Raw genomic sequence first — 15,611 nt, 5'->3', positions numbered from 1 at the left:
GTCGCGGGTGACGGAAGGTCGGATCGCATCCGAGCGAATCGGGGACGTACGGAATGGGCTCCCGAAGCCGGACCGGGCGGTCCTGGTCGGGCGCAGTCTCGGTCTGCGCGGTGCGGTCAACGCCCGGGATCTGGGCGGCTACCGGACGGCCGGAGGGCGGGTGGTGCGCGGTGGCGCGGTCCTGCGCAGTGATGGCCTGAACCACGTCACCGCCGAGGACCTCCACCCGCTGGGCGCGATCGGCCTGCGCGCGGTGGTCGACCTGCGCAGCGCCGAGGAGGTCCGCGAGGCCGGCCCGGACCGGTTGCCGGACGGCGTCGCGACCCACCACCTCCCGTTGTGGGCAGCGGACTTCGACATCAACGCGACCCTGCGCGGCGCCCTCGCCGACCGCAGCGCGCGCAGGCAGCGCAACCTGCTCGGCAACGGCCGGGCGGCCGCCATGATGACCGGCCTCTACCGCTGGTTCGTCACCGACCAGGTGGCCCGCGAGCGCTTCGCCGCCCTGCTGCGGCTGCTGGCCGCCCCGGACGGCGTCCCGCTGCTGTTCCACTGCTCGGCCGGCAAGGACCGCACCGGCTGGGCGGCCGCGCTGGTGCTGACCGCCCTGGGCGTGGAGCGCGAGACGGTGTTCGCCGACTACCTGCTCACCAACGAGCGCTCCGCCGCCGTGGTCGAACGGGTGCTGGCGGACTTCGGCAGCCGGGGCCTGGTGCACGAGCCCGAGCTCCTCCTGCCGGTGTTCCGGGCCGACCGCGGCTACCTGGACGCGGCCTTCGCGGAGATCGAGGCCGGCTGGAGCGGCTTCGACGCCTTCTGGCGGGAGGGGCTCGGGCTGGACGAGGACGTGCTCGACGGGCTGCGCGCCAACCTGTTGGACGGCGGCGCGGAGTGAGCCCGGCGGCGGTCAGCCCTCGCTGATCAGCCCCTCGCGGAGCTGGGTGAGCGTCCGGGTGAGCAGTCGGGAGACGTGCATCTGGGAGATCCCGATCTCCTCGCCGATCTGCGACTGGGTGAGGTTGCCGAAGAACCGCAGCATGATGATCCGGCGCTCGCGCGGCGGCAGCTTGGCCAGCAGCGGCTTGAGCGACTCCCGGTACTCCACGCCCTCCAGCGCGAGGTCCTCGTAGCCGAGCCGGTCGGCCAGCGGACCCTCGCTGTCCTCCTCGCCGGGGCTGGAGTCGAGCGAGCTGGCGGTGTAGGCGTTGCCCACCGCGAGGCCCTCGACGACGTCCTCCTCGCTGACCCCGAGGCAGGCGGCCAGCTCGGCCACGGTGGGGGAGCGGTCCAGCCGCTGGGACAGCTCGTCCCCGGCCTTGGTGAGCGCCAGCCGGAGCTCCTGGAGCCGGCGCGGCACCCGGACCGACCAGCTGGTGTCCCGGAAGAAGCGCTTGATCTCCCCGACCACGGTCGGCATCGCGAAGGTGGGGAACTCCACTCCGCGCTCCGGGTCGAAGCGGTCGATCGCCTTGATCAGGCCGATGGTGCCGACCTGGACGATGTCCTCCATCGGCTCGTTGCGGCTGCGGAAGCGCGCCGAGGCGTACCGGACCAGCGGCAGGTTGAGCTCGATCAGGGTGTCGCGGACGTAGGTGTGCTCCTCGCTGCCCGGATCCAGCGCGGCCAGCCGCAGGAACAGCGAGCGGGAGAGCGTCCGGGTGTCCAGCCCGGCGCCGGGCGGTGCCTCGGCCGGCGCCCCGGAGCCGGCCCGTTGGAGCGGGATCCGGTCCTCGGCGACCGTCGTACCCTCGGCCTGACCAGCGTGGATCTCCGCAGTGCCCAGCTCTCCGGACATGCACCCACCCCCTTGTGACTGACAGTTGAACGGGGGCCGTCGCACGGAGGTTCCCGGCGGGGGCCCAACCCCCTCCATACCGGAACACGGTCCACGGCAAACCCGAACGTCGCAAGATGTCACGCGGGGGTAACGCGCTGCAATCTCACTCTTCCCAGGAGTTGCCGGTCCGAAGCCTCGTCAGGATCCGCGAGAGCAGCCGGGACACGTGCATCTGGGACATCCCCAGCTCGGTGCTGATCTGCGACTGGGTCAGGTTGGCGAAGAACCGCAGCATCACGATCCGCCGCTCCCGCTCGGGGAGCTGCACCAGCAGGTGGCGGACCATGTCGCGGTGTTCGACCTCGGCCAGCGCGGCGTCCTCGTAGCCGAGCCGGTCCAGCAGGGCGAGGCCGCCCTCGTGCTCCTGGGCGGCCTCCAGGGAGGCCGCGTTGTAGGCGCGTCCGGCGTCCAGGCAGGCCCGGACGTCCTCCTCGGGGATCCGCAGGCTGGCGGCGATCTCGGGCACCTTGGGGGCCCGCCCGTGCAGCACCGTCAGCTCCTCCATGGCGCCGCTGACCTGCACCCACAGCTCCTGGAGCCGGCGCGGGACGTGCATGGTGCGGACGTTGTCCCGGAAGTAGCGCTTGATCTCGCCCAGGATGGTGGGCAGCGCGTAGGTGGGGAACTGGACACCACGGGTCGGGTCGAAGCGGTCGATCGCGTTGATCAGGCCGATGGTGCCGACCTGGACGACGTCCTCCATCGGCTCGCTGCGGCTGCGGAAGCGGGTGGCCGCGTAGCGGACCAGCGGGATGTTCACCTCGATCAGCGCGGCCCGGACCCGCTCCCGCTCGGGGGCGTCCGGAGGCAGCTCGGAGAGCCGCTCGAACAGCACCCGGGTGAGCGTCCGGACGTCCACGGCGGGCCGGCCGCCGGGGCCGCGCAGCCCGTCGGGGCGGAGCTCGCCGGCCGGGCTGATGATCGCAGCCAGCACCTCGTCCACGGACACGTCACCCCTCCCAAAGTCGTCAACGGCGGGCCCTGCGGATCGGGTGTCGGGGCTGGTTCACACCTCGCCATGTCCGGCAAAACCGGTCATAGCATCACAAGCTGGGCACAGGTCGGGCAAGCACCCGGCGGAGGTGTGTTGGTGGGGTGCCCGACCTCCGCGGCGCCCGTCGGCGGGGCGCCGCACGGGTCGTTCCCGGACGGAGCAGAACGCCCCGCCCGGAGGCCGGGCGGGGCGACGCGGGCCGTCCGGGGGACGGCCGGGCGGAGGTCAGACCTCGATGTCGGCGATCACCCAGGTCGCGAACTCGCGCCACTGGCCGGCCGCCGCCTGGTGGGCGGGGTGGGTCAGGTAGGCCTGGAGGGACTCGCGGTCCTCGACCAGGCTGTTGATCGCGTAGTCGTACGCGATGTCGCGCTCGGTGGTGTTCCAGCCGCACTCCCACTCGCGCAGCTCGGGGATCAGCGGGCCGAGCTCGGCGAACGCCTTGGCGCCGGCGAGGACGCGCTGGTCGTCCCTGGCGACGCCCTCGTTGAGCTTGAACAGGACGAGGTGGCGGATCACGATGGCCGCTCCTTACTTGATCAGACCGGTCATGAAGGTGCCGACCGCCTTGGCCGCGTTCGAGATGCCCTCGAAGCCCAGCTGGACGAGTTCGGCGGACCGGGCCGGTGAGGTGATGATCGAGTAGAGCACGAAGATGAGCAGGAGGGCCATGCCGATCTTCTTCGCCTGCGCCATCGTGACCTTCCTCCCTGCGGTGGGCCGCCGTCATCCGGGTCCCCGAGCAGCCCTGCAGGGTAGCTTATCGACCGGACGGGCTATCAAGTGTGCGGCGCGTTGGCCCGGCGGGACGAAGGTCCCCGTGAGTGGGGCCCTTCTCCGGGTGCCCGGCTGCCGGCCGGGCGGCAGGATGGACGGCGTGCCGAGGGTCCGGCAGGAATCCCCGGCACGTGGATCCGGAGATCCCCGCTGTGGGACCGGTCGTCGCGACTCCCCCGACGCGGCACCGGTGGTGGGACTCCGTCGGGGGAGCGGTCAGTCCCCCGAGCCGCTCCCCCCTCCAGGCTCCGTACGAGCCGGGCCGTGGTGGTCACGGGCCCGGAGTGCGGAGCCCTGTCCGCGTCCGAGGGTGCGCGGAAACGCCGAGGGCCCGTCCGGATCGGACGGGCCCTCGGGCTTTCCAGCGGTAGCGGTGGGATTCGAACCCACGGTGGAGTTGCCCCCACACACGCTTTCGAGGTCTGTGCGGCCGTGTCCGGCGGGGTTCGCCGGGGTTCCGGCCCCTGGTGGGACCGGGGTCGTAGGGGTGCCGTGAACACCAGCGAACGGGGGCGAATGAGACCAGAACTGAGACCACCACCCTTGGGAACACCAGCCCTTAGGCAGCATCCCCTACGCACGTTTCATGTGGTGTTGTTGCTCGTGTCGGTCTACAGTCGTCACAAGACCTTGCCTCACGGCGAGGCAAGGTTCGCGACCTTCACGCACACGTGGGGCTCGGCTCCGGTTGCACCCAGAGCCGAGCCCAGTGCGCGGGGTCAAGAGGCCCGGCCGATCACCTACCGGCCGGGCTTCTTGCTGCCCATGCCGTTGTCGTCCGTGCCTTTGCTCATGCCTATCGGATGAGCCGTCCCGCCAACTCGGCGATCGAGACCACTAGCCCGAGCGCGCTGATAGCGACCTGCCACCAATCCGGGCTGTCGATCCGCTTGCCTCGCCTACGTGACCTACCTGCCATGTCAGAACCCCTCCTGCTCGGCCCCGAGGGGTGCTACCCCCACCGGGGTGCAATACGGGCCTTGGTTGACCCGCGACGAGGGAGCTTCGAGGACCTGACGGTCAGAAGCCTAGCGTCCATGCTCTGCCGCCGGGGCTGGGTAGACCACAAGTACTGGGCACAGCCACTACAAGTAGTGGCTGTGTTCTGATCACGCCCGGTACATCTAGGACTCCGCGGGGAGGGTGATCCCAGAGGCCGTCTTGCGGAGCGCGGTGGCAATCGCCTCCATGGAGTCCACGATCACCACAGCGCCGGCGGCGGCCAGCTTGGCATCCTTCCCCGGCTTGTTGGCGTAGCCGATCGTGGGGATGCCGGCCGCTTCCCCGGCCTCGACATCGCGGGCCGCATCACCGATGAAGACGCAGTGCTCCGGCCTGGTGCCCGCCGCTTCCATGGCTTCCAACAGCAGGCGGGGGTTCGGCTTCATGGACGACGGGTCGCCCGGGACCCGCCCGAAGACCCCGGCCACGTAGCTGCTGAGACCGTGCTCGGTGAGGTATGCCTCGATGGCCGAACCCGCGTTGTTGCTGACCACCGAGACCAGCCGGCCGGAGCGGGCACAAGCACGCAGAACCAATTCGCCGCCTGGGGTCGGCCGCCCGACCCGGACAGCCTCGGCTTCCAGCGCGGCCAGCGCGGCATCCGTGCCCTCTGTGAGGTCGGGCCGGGCATCCGAGACCAGCCGGAGAAGAGCGAGAGGATCGCTCTCGTCTTCGGCCCCGGCCGGGGCCTGCTCGCCAGAGGCGAGCAGGCCCTCGCGGAGTCGCCGCGCAACTTCCGGGGCGGGGAGGCCGGCGAAGACCGAGCACACCGGGCCGTCGAAGTCGAGTAGCACGTGCTTCACTGGGCGAAGCGCGTTGGCGAGCCGCTGAGAGGCGGTGGTCATGGCTGCCGCTCGTAGGCGATCGTGCTCCACACGCTGTCGAACCACATCTGGGCCTGCTGGACGTACTGCGAACCGAGCGACGCGTCATCCGGCCCGGCGGCGTGGTGGAACAGGGTGGTGTCCTTGCCCGTCACGTCGTAGAACGTGCGGTCAGTGCCGTCCACCGCGATGGTCCGCTCACGGAGCGGATAGAAGCCGAAGAAGGCTTCCGAGCGGTTCAGGATGTACAGCTTGAACAGGCTGGATGCCCGGTGCACCTTGACCTGGACGTTCGCCGACTGAACCAGTCCCAGCTCTGCCAATACCTCGACCGAGTGGGCGATGCCGCCGGCGTTGGTCAGGGCGATGTTCCGGGCCCGGTCTCGAAGGGCCACGTCGTCCTTGAGCCCGTCGACCAGCACGGGGACGGCCATGGGTTCCGTGGTGTCCGGCAGCAGCAGGCGCACGGTGATGGACTCGGGGGTCAGCCGACCAGAGCGGACCTTGTCCAGCGGCTCCTGTAGCGCGTTGTGCAGCGTCTCGCTGGAGAACCCGGCGAAGTCCAGAGTGACCTGCGGTTGCTCGAAGGCCGCTTCGAGGTGGGGCCGGAGGCCGACTGGCCGAGAGGTGCGCTCGCGGACGAACGAGCCGCTTCCCTGGCGGGTCACGATCAGGCCTTCGGTCCGGAGCAGGTCCAGCGCCTTATCGACGGTGCCGCGCGCCACGCCGAAGTGCTTCGCCAGCTCGGGTCCGGAAGGAAGTTTGTCGCCGGTCTCGAAGCCCGGCTTCTTGGTGAGGATCGAGGCCCGCAGAGAGCTGCTGACCTGCTGATACGGGGGGCGCGAGTCATCCGGGTCTAGGGCCATGCGCCAATGCTAAGGCAGATGCCCAACAGACGCGAGAAACCCAACCCTCTTGACCTGCCTAAGCAGGTTCTCTATGTTGTGAGTGTCGCAACCGAGAGAAACGGCAGCGACACGGAGAGCCTTCTTTGGGCTGCTCTGACCTGGACAAACGTGCCCGGAGGGGTGGGGTGACAGCCCCCCGAAGGAAGCGATCGTTCCTTGAAAACTCAACAGTGTGCTGATCGAGAACGAGTGTCTTTGGTCCCCGATCCGTGCCGCCTACGGCGGGTCGGGGGTCATGGCTACTCGTGACGTGACGAGTGGTCTGGGCCCATGAGTCGGGGCCGCCGCGCCTTCCTTGGCCGGAGCGCGGCAGCCCCTGGGGCCCACCTCCCTACAGGAAGAGGTAGACCCGTGAAGTCGATTGTTGCAGGCCAGTACGCCGTGGGCTCCGAGGAGTTCGCGGAGCTGGCGTTGGGCGTGGACGAGGAGCTGTTCGCCGGCGTGGCCGGTGAGTCGGCGCTCCAGCGTCAGGCCCGGTTGGACGTGGCGTACGAGGTGCTGGCGGACCTGCGCCGGGAGGACCCGGCCCTGGCCGCCTACGCCGAGAAGCTGCTCAAGCGGGCGCCGGTGCCGCTGCACGCCGCGCGGCGCCCGGTCGGCCCGGTGGGCGGGCTGGGGGTGGCGGCGTGAAGCGGGCGGACGTGCTCCTGGTGCTGGTGGCCCGGATGCGGGTGGCGCTGGCGGCGGCCGGGCTGGCCTGGCTGCTCGGGTGGCAGCCCGGTGTCGGCGGCCGGGTGGTGGCGGCGGTGTTCGTGGTCACCGTGCTGGTGATGGACGCCGCCGGCAGCGGGCCGGAGAAGCGGCTGCTGGGCGGCGCGCGCCGCAGGTCGGCGGGTGCGCGATGAAGAAGAGCACGAAGGAGAACGCCCCGAAGGTCCTGCTGGTCGTCGCGCTGGTCGCGGTGGTCGGCATGGGCTTCCGGGTGAGCTGGAACGCTCTGCGCGACATCGCCACCGCGATCGGCGCCGACCACTGGGCCGCGCTGCTCTACCCCTTCGTCGTGGACGGCCTGATGGCCCTGGCCCTTGTCGCCACGCTGGTGCTGACCGACCGGGACCGCAGGTTCGCCCTGTGGGTGCTGGGCGGCTACACCGCCGCCTCTCTGGCGCTCAACTACGTGCACGGCCTGGTGCCGACTCTGCACGGTGGCGGTCGGACCCGACTGGCCGAGTGGGCGCCCGCGCACTGGGCCCTGGTCCTGCTCGCGTCGTCGCTGCCGGTCGGCTCGATCTACTTCGGGTCGGACCTGGTGGCGAAGGTGCTGCACGCCAAGCCCAAAGCAGCAGAAAACGCCCAGAAGACCGCAAATCGGTCGATGGCTGACCAGGGCGAAGGCTCCGAGGAGCGGCCGCTTGAGTCGGTGTACGAGTCGGCCGACCGGACGCCCGAGCAGGCCCCGTCCGAGCCGCCCGCCGAGACCGCGCCGGTCGAGCCGCCCGTCGAGTCGGCCCCGGTCATCAAGTCGGTTGCGGCGGAGGGGAGTCGGCCGCGCCGGGCGACCGGCCGGGTGCCGCAGTCGGCCCGCGCCGCGCGGCCGGTCCGCTCCTTCGAGGAGCTTCTGACCGAAGCGCGTGACAAGACGGCCGACTGGTCGGAGGCCGAGCTGACCGGTGAGGCGATCCGCCTCGCGGTCCGCACCTCCGCCGCCAAGGCCCGCGAGCTGCGGGACGCGCTCAAGGCCGAGCGGAACACCGCGCCGGACGACGGCGAGCCCGAAGCGCTCGCCTCCTGACGCCACCTGAACCCAACTGACCGCCCTTCGGGGCTGTTTGGAGACTTCCGTGAACTCCGTCCGTGCCGCCCGCTTCGCCGCCGCCTACGCCCTGTTCCGCGCCGCCGCCGACGTGGCGGACCACTGGATCCAGACCGACCACCAGGCCTCCACCAAGGGCCAGCACGACCACAACGACGGGCAGTCCAGCAAGGCGGGCCGCAAGGCGTGCGCCGCCCACGTCGCCGCCTACACCGCCACCCAGGCCGGAGTCCTCATCGCCGGGACCCGCCTGCTCGGCATCCGCCTGCGGCCCGCCCCGGTCGCCGCCGCCCTCGCGGTCAGCGCGATCACGCACTACATCGCCGACCGGCGCGAACCGCTGCGCAAGCTCGCCGACGCCACCGGCAAGGGCAACTTCGTGCGCCTGGCCGACCACGGCATGAACGGCGCCTACGCCCTCGACCAGGCCTGGCACCACGCCGCCGAGACCTGCGCCGCCCTCATCGCCTCCGCCTGAACCGACACCCGGGAGACACCCGCCATGTCCGAGCAGATCCTCCACAAGAACCCCGCCACCGGCCTGCCGGTCGGCACCGTCGCCGCGTTCCTCAACCTCAGCTCCGCCCTGGTCGCCCTCTACACCGACGGCACCGACCAGTACGGCGACCCCAAGGCCGCCTGGTTCTGCCTGGGCTGCGGCACGCGCAGCCACATCGCCCGGCAGCTCGCCACCAGCCGCATCGAGGCCAACAACCACTCCGCCGAGTGCCGCGCCATCCCGTGGCCGCAGGCCTCCCTGGTCTGACCCGCTCGACCCGCACCACTGGCACTACCCCGGGACGGCCGCACAGCTTGCCGGCCAGGACGGCCGTCCCGGGCCCCTCTCACCAACTGCGCTGTGAGGAAGGACTCCCAGTGAACCAGCCGCAGAACCTGAACGACCACACGCCCGGCGCGCGAGTGGTGGACCTGAGCAAGGCCCGCGCCGCCCGCTCCGGCGCCACCGCCCCGGAGGCGGACTCGGTGTACGCGACGGAGGCGACCACGGTCACCATCGACCGCGAGGAGCTGGCCCGCCTGATGGAAGCCGCGGCTTCCACCACCGTGCCCGGCGCCCGTGGCACCACGACCGGCACGCTCAAGGAGCCGGCCGCCGGGCCGGAGCTGTGGGAGAAGACCGAGCCGGTCATCCCCGCGTGGGTGCGCGACCGCGCCACCCTGCTGGGCTGGGCCAGGGCCCACCGCCAGCGGATCATCCACACCATCGGCGTGCACACCGTGCGCCGGGGACCCGAGCACGCGGCCCGCGCCGCCGGTCGCGTCGCTCGGGGCTCGAAGAAGGGCCTGGCCGCCCTCTACGGGTACCTGATGGCGACCGAGTACGCGCACCTGTCGAAGCAGGCCCGCGAGGCCGGGCAGTACGACTTGGTTGCCGCGCTGCGGGCCAAGCGCCGCACGGAGATCCCGCTGCGGTTCAAGTCCAAGCGGACCACCGCCAGCGCCGGGGCGGTGCTGGTGCTGCTGTCGGTGGCGGCCTGGTACGGGCTGATGACCGTGACCGTGGTGGGGATGGCGATGGTCGGGATGGCCGCCGCGTTCGCCGCCGGCCGCTCCGACGAGCAGGCGCCGGAGCGGGCGGAGTTCGGGGAGGAGCGGCAGGGCCCGCCGTCCGAGGACCGTCTGAACCGGGCGTTCCGGGACGCCGGGGTGCTGGCCAAGCCCGGCAAGGACGGCACCGGCGGGGAGGTCGTGCGCCTGGTCTCCCCGGTGATCGCGGACGGCAAGAAGGCGTGGGAGGTCGTTCTCGACCTGCCCGCCGGAAAGAAGGCGTCGGCGGCGATCGGCAAGCGCGAGGACATCGCCTCCGCGCTCGGCGTGGACGAGGTCCAGGTCCACATGGAGCGCGTGCGCACGGAGAGCGGGCACGCGGGGCGGCTGTCGCTGTGGGTGGCGAAGGAGAACCCGTTCGGCGGCTCGCCGGTGCGCTCCCCGCTGGTCGGGCGCAAGGCGCTTGATGTGTGGACGGACAAGGTCCCGGTCGGTGTGGACGCCCGGGGCAGGCAGGTCGCTTTGTCGCTGATCTGGGCCGCGCTGCTGGTCGGCGCGATCCCGCGCCAGGGCAAGACGTTCTTCATGCGCACCATGGCGCTGGGCATGGCGCTGGACCCGCACGTGCGGCACATCGTGGCCAACGGCAAGGGCGACCGGTCGTGGAAGCCGTTCGCGAGGATCGCCCACCGCTACATCAACGGTGCCGAGCCCGCCAAGGCCAAGGAGCTGGTCGACGCGCTGCGGGAGGTGCAGGCGGACATGAACCGCCGCAACGCCTTCCTGGACTCGCTGGACGACGAGCAGGTACCGGAGGACAAGCTCACCCGCGAGCTGTCCCACCGTCACAACATGCCGATCACCTGCATCGAGATCGACGAACTCCAGCGCTACCTGGACGACCCCAAGTGGGGCCCGGTCATCCTGGAGCTGCTGATCGACATCGCCAAGGTCGGCCCGTCCACCGGCTACATCCTGCTGCTGGCCACCCAGCGCCCGGACGCCAACACCGTGCCCCCGGCGCTGCGGGACGTGATCGCCTACCGGGCCGCGCTCAAGGTCATGGACTGGCGCTCGTCGGAGGTCATCCTCGGAGCGGGCACCTACGGCAAGGGCTACGACGCCAGCGCCGAGGAGCTGGGGGCGCGCAAGGGCATGGCCCTGCTGGTGCGCGAGGACGGCATCGGAAACCTGATCCGGGGCTACCTGATCGACGCCACCGACGCCAACCGGATCTGCGAGCGCGGCCGCGAGCTGCGCGAGATGGCCGGCACCCTCACCGGCGACGCCGCCGGGCAGAAGACCGGCCTGCTCACCGCCGACCCCACCCGTGAGCCGATCGCCCTGCCGATCTGGCTCCAGGCCGCCATCGACACCATGGACGAGGTCGGGCAGGAGGCCATGACCCCGACCGCCCTGGTCGAGGCGATCCTCACCGCCCACCCCGAGTGGGCGACCGGCGACAAGCCGCTCACCGGCCGCACCTTCGGCATGGCGATGACCCGCTGGGGCTGCGGCCGGGCCAAGAAGGCGGGTGCCTCCGCGCCGATGTACTGGGCCGAGGACATGGCCGCCGTCGCTGACCGGATCACCGCCGGCGGACCCGTCGAGGTCAACGCGCAGTAACCAGCCACGGGGGTGCGAGCCCCTGTTCCCGCTCCGTCTGGCGTCCGTTCCCGGGACGCTTCCATCCGTCCTTGGGACGGATGCCGGAACGGATGCGAAACCGCCCCTGGACTGCGACGACGAACCCCCAGAACGCGAGGACGGATGACCCGCAGGTCACTGCCCGCCGGGCCCAATCCCCGGCGCCCCGCCGCAGCGGCAGTGACCCGCCCCGTCATCCGTCCTGACCCCGGAGAGGTCACACACCGTCATGAACCCCATGCCCCAGTACGCCCCCGTGCCTGGCCAGATGCCCGCCCCGCGCACCGCCGGCACGTGGCTGCGCGACAACGGCCCGCGCCTCGCCCCCGGGCTGACGACCACGACCGTGCTCATCCTCGCCCGCGTCTGGAACGCCAACGGCGCCGAGCACTCCATCGGCAACGCCATCCTCATGGGCGCCCTCTCGCTCGGCAGCGCGGCGGCCGGATACGTCTCCGCCACCAGCGAGCACGGCCACGAGATCATCACCGCCACCGCGTTCACCGGCACGGGCGCCTTCGCCCTCGCCGGGGTCGCCGCCTACAGCGACGAACTCCCGCTCCCGCTGCTGCTGTGGGTCCTGGCCACCGCCGCCGTCTACGCCCTCGCCGCCCGCTACTGGCGCGAGGACAAGCGCGAGACGACCGCGTTCGAGCGCACCTACGCCCTGCGGTCGCTGGAGCGCGGCACCGACCTCCAGATCGCCGCCGTGGACGCCCAGGCCCGCATCGAGGTCGCCCGCGAGGCCACCGCCTACGCCGCCCAGCTCACCGCCGCCATCCTGGAGCGCCACAACCTGGGCCCCGCCACCATCGACACCGGCAAGATCCTCGCCAGCGCCGCCGTCCCGCGGATCGCCCCCGCCCACGACACACCCCGGGCCGCGTGACCCCGTGATCCTGCCGAAGACCGAACTGCGCTTCTCCGGCCCGCTCCTCCTCGACGGCCTCCCGCTCACCTGCCCCACCTGCGCCGCCGACACGAACCTCACCCTGGCCACCGGCCGGCTGCCCTTCCCCGCCCTGGAAGCGTGGGCCAACTGCCCCACCGGCCATGGATGGGACGAGGAGAAGGTCAGCAACCGCTTCCTGTGGGCGATGTACCAGGCCCGCACCACCCGTATGAAGGCCGACGACATCGCCACCACCTCCGGCGTCTTCGACGGCGTCGTCTACTTCGGCGAGCTGGTGCCCGAGTGGTGTCCCGACGACATCCGCGTCGCCGCCGACCAGGCCTGGCGAAAGCTCGTCAAACCCGCCGCCAAGCGCAGGCTCCGCCTCGGCCGCCGCGCCGCCAAGGTTGCCACCCGCGTCGCCGGAGAAGCCGTATGGGACGGCGTGAAGAAGGCCACCGGCCCGGTCACCGCCGCCGCGTTCGTCGCGGACTGGCAGGCCCGCACCGGCACCGCCGACCCCACCCCCATCACCACGGTCCGCAAGTGCCCGAGCTGCAAGGGCAAGGGCCAGCTCACCCTCAAGAGCAACATTCACGGCCTCACCGTGCCGTGCTCCCTGTGCTCCGGCACCGGCGAGCGCGACCGCACCTGACGCCCGGTCCGTCCGCCGCACGTTCGCCCGGAGCGGCCGGCACTCCCGGCCAAGGACAGCCCAGCCGCCCCGGTTCCCCGGCTCATTCGAGATGAGGAGAACCACCAGCATGACCGACTCCACCCCCGGCTCGCAGCCCCGCTGTGAGGCTGCCCACCTCGGCGACGCCAGTCCCTGCGAGGGCCCGCGCGATGCCGTGACCATCCTCGACCGCCACGGCGACTCCGCCCAGGCCTGCGTGCACCACGGCACGCGCCTGTACGCCAGCCTCATCAACCCGCGCGTCCACCCCGGCAGCGTCGCGGGCGCGGCCATCGAGGTCTACTACCGCGCTCAGACCACCTCGGCGTTCGCCTGGCTCGACCACCACGAGCTTCCCGAGGCCTGATCTTCCCGGAGCGGCCGGCACTCCCGGCCAAGGACAGCCCGGCCGCTCCGGTTCCCCTGCTCATTCGAGATGAGGAGAACCACCAGCATGACCGACCCCGTCACCTCGCACCAGCCGCCCGTTCTGCGCGTGCTCTCGCTCGGCGCGGGGGTGCAGTCCACCGCGCTGCTCCTGCTGGCGGCCGAGGGCCGCATCCCCCGCTTCGACGCCGCCGTGTTCGCGGACACCGGATGGGAGCCCGCCACCGTCTACACCCACCTCGACCGCCTGGAACGGGAAGTGGCCAAGCCCGCCGGCATCCCGATCCTGCGGGTGAGGGCGGAGGCCAGTGAGGGCAGCAGCCGCGTCACGGGCAACCTGCGTGAGGACTCCATCGCCCCGGGCTCGTTCGTGCGGATGCCGGTCTTCGTCCCGGACCGCACCGGCGCCAAGGCCGCCGTGGTGCGACGCCAGTGCACGGACGAATACAAGGTCAAGCCCGTCAAGGCCGCCATCCGCAACCTGCTCGGCTACCCGCACCCCAGGCCCGTCCCCGCGGGCGTCGTGGTCGACCAGGCCATCGGCATCAGCCGGGACGAGTTCTGGCGGGCCAAGGACGCCATGGTCCGATACCTGCGCAACAGCTTCCCCCTGCTCGACCTGCCCGCTCCGAGCGGCGCCGGAACCGGCTGGACCCGCACCGACTGCCTGCGCTACCTCCGCAACCGCGGCTGGGAGACCACCCCCAAGAGCGCTTGCATCGGCTGCCCGTTCCACGGCAACGCCGCCTGGCGGGACCTGCGCGACAACCACCCCGCCGAGTGGGCCGACGCCGTCGACTTCGATCGCCAGCTGAGGGAGGCCACCCTGCGCGGCATCAAGGGCGCCCCCTACCTCCACCGCAGCCTCCTGCCCCTCGACCAGGCCCCCATCGACCGCGTGAGCCGCAGCGAGTGGAACGACCGGCAGGGCGACCTCTTCGACGCCCTCAGCGACCAGAACACCGAGGACGACGAGCAGGAACACCCCGGGTGCTCCCCCTGGTCCTGCCGCACCGACGACGAGGGCGAGGCAGCCGCATGAACCCCCGCCCGCCCCTCGCCGGTGCCAAGACCTGGCAGCACGTCATCGACACCGCCGGCGCCCGCTGCCAGTGCACCGGCACCTGCGGCAAGAACCACGCCAAGACCGACGGCAGGTGCGAGCGCGTCCACGGCGGCTACCAGCACCAGCACGGCGGCGGACAAGTCCGCCTCATCGCGGCCCCCGCCGACCCGGCCAACCTGCTGCTGCCCGCGCACCGCATCACCGCCCTGCCCATGCAGGCGCTGGCCGCCTGGTGCCCCGCCTGCCACGACGCCACCCGCACCAAGGCCCGCAAGGCGGAGCAGGACAGCGCTCCGGCCGCCGAGCCGGACGCCCTCTTCTAACCCTCCACTGAGCTGCCCGGGATCGGACGACCTGCCGTCCGGTCCCGGGCCCCGTACGAAGGGATGTGCCGCATTGACCGGTAACCCCCTCCTGGCCGCCGCTCTGACGGCCACCGGACGCAGCTGGCGGGTCTTCCCGCTCACCCCCGGCTCGAAGTACCCCGCGCTGCACGGGGAAAAGGACTGCCCCCGCACCGGCGCCTGCACCGGCGGGCACCTCGGGTGGGAGCGCCGCGCCACCACCGACCCCGACGTGATTCGCCGGGCGTGGCAGGTGGCCCCGTACAACATCGGCCTGGCCTGCGGGCCCTCCGGCCTGGTGGTGGTCGACCTGGACGTGCCCAAGCACCGCCGGGACCTGCCGCCCGCCCGTTGGGCCGGGCAGGGCGTCACGGACGGGCGGGACGTGCTGGCCGCGCTGTGCGAGCAGCACGGCGAGCCGTGGCCGCAGACCTTCGAGGTCCGCACCGGCCGGGGCGGTGCCCACCTGTACTTCGCCGCCCCAGCTGGCGTGGTTCTGCGGAACACCTGCGGGGAGAAGGGGCAGGGTCTCGGCTGGAAGGTCGACACCCGGGCCCACGGCGGCTACGTCGTCGCCCCCGGCAGCGCCGTCAACCACCGCCCCTACACCGTCGTCAACGACACCGCCCCGGTCCCGCTGCCCGCGTGGCTGCTCGGCCTGCTCGCTCCCAAGCGCGTCCCGGCCGCCGTGGTGGTGGACGCGTCGGCGGTGCGGGCCCGGATCGGGCGCCTGGGAGCGTATGTGGATGCGGCTGTGTCCCGGGAGACGGCAAAGGTCCGGGAAACCGGGGAGGGCGGGCGCAACGACCGGCTGTTCGCCTCCGCCGCTGCCCTCGGCCGCCTGGTCGCCTCCGGCGCGCTGCCCGAGGCGGACGCCATCGACGCCCTCCTGGCCGCCGGCCTGCGGGCGGGCCTTGGCGAGGCGGAGTGCAGGCGCACCATCGCCAACGGCCTCGCCCGGGGCGCCGGAGCCATGGGGCGGGCCGCATGAGCAA

19 protein-coding genes and 1 tRNA gene are annotated in these 15,611 nt (G+C 71.9%); 13 read left to right on the top strand and 7 right to left on the bottom strand.

Annotated features, from left to right (window positions below):
* Positions 1-7: 7 nt before the first annotated feature.
* A complete protein-coding gene (locus ACIRVF_RS15855; RefSeq protein ID WP_402817159.1) occupies positions 8-895 on the top strand; it encodes a tyrosine-protein phosphatase in 888 nt (295 codons plus the stop codon).
* 12 nt (positions 896-907) lie between these two features.
* On the opposite strand, the gene ACIRVF_RS15850 is transcribed toward ACIRVF_RS15855, so the two are convergent.
* From ACIRVF_RS15850 to ACIRVF_RS15820, 7 genes are all read right to left on the bottom strand, one after another.
* Positions 908-1,795: an RNA polymerase sigma factor SigF gene (locus tag ACIRVF_RS15850; protein WP_402817157.1), complete on the bottom strand. Its 888-nt coding sequence runs from the start codon at positions 1,793-1,795 to the stop codon at positions 908-910.
* Between the two features lie 145 nt (positions 1,796-1,940).
* Positions 1,941-2,786, bottom strand: a complete 846-nt coding sequence (locus tag ACIRVF_RS15845) for an RNA polymerase sigma factor SigF (RefSeq protein WP_380461012.1) — start codon at positions 2,784-2,786, stop codon at positions 1,941-1,943.
* 270 nt (positions 2,787-3,056) lie between these two features.
* The gene (locus ACIRVF_RS15840; protein WP_402817154.1) at positions 3,057-3,350 is read right to left on the bottom strand and encodes a Dabb family protein; all 294 of its coding nucleotides are present in this window, start codon (positions 3,348-3,350) and stop codon (positions 3,057-3,059) included.
* A 12-nt stretch (positions 3,351-3,362) separates the two neighbouring features.
* A complete protein-coding gene (locus ACIRVF_RS15835) occupies positions 3,363-3,527 on the bottom strand; it encodes a hypothetical protein (RefSeq protein ID WP_188304848.1) in 165 nt (54 codons plus the stop codon).
* A 449-nt stretch (positions 3,528-3,976) separates the two neighbouring features.
* Positions 3,977-4,072, bottom strand: a tRNA-Ser gene (locus ACIRVF_RS15830).
* 660 nt (positions 4,073-4,732) lie between these two features.
* The gene (locus ACIRVF_RS15825) at positions 4,733-5,455 is read right to left on the bottom strand and encodes an HAD family hydrolase (protein WP_402817152.1); all 723 of its coding nucleotides are present in this window, start codon (positions 5,453-5,455) and stop codon (positions 4,733-4,735) included.
* Entirely contained in the window at positions 5,452-6,300 is an 849-nt protein-coding gene (locus ACIRVF_RS15820) for a GntR family transcriptional regulator (RefSeq protein ID WP_402817150.1), read from the bottom strand. The genes ACIRVF_RS15825 and ACIRVF_RS15820 overlap by 4 nt, the downstream gene beginning before the upstream one ends.
* Positions 6,301-6,693: 393 nt before the next feature.
* Here ACIRVF_RS15820 and ACIRVF_RS15815 point away from each other — a divergent pair, with 393 nt between their 5' ends.
* The 12 genes from ACIRVF_RS15815 to ACIRVF_RS15760 all read left to right on the top strand — a co-directional run bounded on the left by ACIRVF_RS15815 (position 6,694) and on the right by ACIRVF_RS15760 (position 15,607).
* The gene (locus ACIRVF_RS15815; protein ID WP_402817148.1) at positions 6,694-6,972 is read left to right on the top strand and encodes a hypothetical protein; all 279 of its coding nucleotides are present in this window, start codon (positions 6,694-6,696) and stop codon (positions 6,970-6,972) included.
* Positions 6,969-7,187 carry a hypothetical protein gene (locus ACIRVF_RS15810; protein WP_402817146.1) on the top strand — a complete coding sequence of 73 codons (219 nt, stop codon included), beginning with the start codon at positions 6,969-6,971 and terminating at the stop codon, positions 7,185-7,187. Before ACIRVF_RS15815 ends, ACIRVF_RS15810 begins: the two co-directional genes overlap by 4 nt.
* Entirely contained in the window at positions 7,184-8,074 is an 891-nt protein-coding gene (locus ACIRVF_RS15805) for a DUF2637 domain-containing protein (RefSeq protein ID WP_402817144.1), read from the top strand. The genes ACIRVF_RS15810 and ACIRVF_RS15805 overlap by 4 nt, the downstream gene beginning before the upstream one ends.
* Before the next feature lie 49 nt (positions 8,075-8,123).
* Positions 8,124-8,573 carry a hypothetical protein gene (locus ACIRVF_RS15800; protein WP_402817142.1) on the top strand — a complete coding sequence of 150 codons (450 nt, stop codon included), beginning with the start codon at positions 8,124-8,126 and terminating at the stop codon, positions 8,571-8,573.
* Between the two features lie 24 nt (positions 8,574-8,597).
* Positions 8,598-8,861 (top strand): hypothetical protein, encoded by a 264-nt coding sequence (locus ACIRVF_RS15795; RefSeq protein WP_402817140.1) that lies wholly within the window; start codon positions 8,598-8,600, stop codon positions 8,859-8,861.
* 110 nt (positions 8,862-8,971) lie between these two features.
* On the top strand, positions 8,972-11,230 hold the full coding sequence (locus tag ACIRVF_RS15790; protein ID WP_402817138.1) for an FtsK/SpoIIIE domain-containing protein: 2,259 nt from the start codon (positions 8,972-8,974) through the stop codon (positions 11,228-11,230).
* A 250-nt stretch (positions 11,231-11,480) separates the two neighbouring features.
* Complete coding sequence (locus tag ACIRVF_RS15785) at positions 11,481-12,140, top strand: hypothetical protein (protein ID WP_402817136.1); 660 nt, start codon at positions 11,481-11,483, stop codon at positions 12,138-12,140.
* A gap of 4 nt (positions 12,141-12,144) precedes the next feature.
* Positions 12,145-12,798, top strand: a complete 654-nt coding sequence (locus ACIRVF_RS15780) for a hypothetical protein (RefSeq protein WP_402817134.1) — start codon at positions 12,145-12,147, stop codon at positions 12,796-12,798.
* A gap of 109 nt (positions 12,799-12,907) precedes the next feature.
* On the top strand, positions 12,908-13,186 hold the full coding sequence (locus ACIRVF_RS15775; RefSeq protein ID WP_402817132.1) for a hypothetical protein: 279 nt from the start codon (positions 12,908-12,910) through the stop codon (positions 13,184-13,186).
* An 87-nt stretch (positions 13,187-13,273) separates the two neighbouring features.
* Positions 13,274-14,248, top strand: a complete 975-nt coding sequence (locus ACIRVF_RS15770; RefSeq protein WP_402817130.1) for a hypothetical protein — start codon at positions 13,274-13,276, stop codon at positions 14,246-14,248.
* Complete coding sequence (locus ACIRVF_RS15765; RefSeq protein ID WP_402817128.1) at positions 14,245-14,595, top strand: hypothetical protein; 351 nt, start codon at positions 14,245-14,247, stop codon at positions 14,593-14,595. Before ACIRVF_RS15770 ends, ACIRVF_RS15765 begins: the two co-directional genes overlap by 4 nt.
* A 73-nt stretch (positions 14,596-14,668) precedes the next feature.
* On the top strand, positions 14,669-15,607 hold the full coding sequence (locus ACIRVF_RS15760) for a bifunctional DNA primase/polymerase (RefSeq protein ID WP_402817126.1): 939 nt from the start codon (positions 14,669-14,671) through the stop codon (positions 15,605-15,607).
* The last annotated feature ends 4 nt before the right edge of the window (positions 15,608-15,611 follow it).

Origin of the sequence: Kitasatospora sp. NPDC101157, assembly GCF_044768255.1 — a bacterium.
Classification (GTDB): domain Bacteria; phylum Actinomycetota; class Actinomycetes; order Streptomycetales; family Streptomycetaceae; genus Kitasatospora.
Note: the sequence above shows the minus strand (reverse complement) of the source record. Positions and strands in the feature narration are given on the sequence as shown.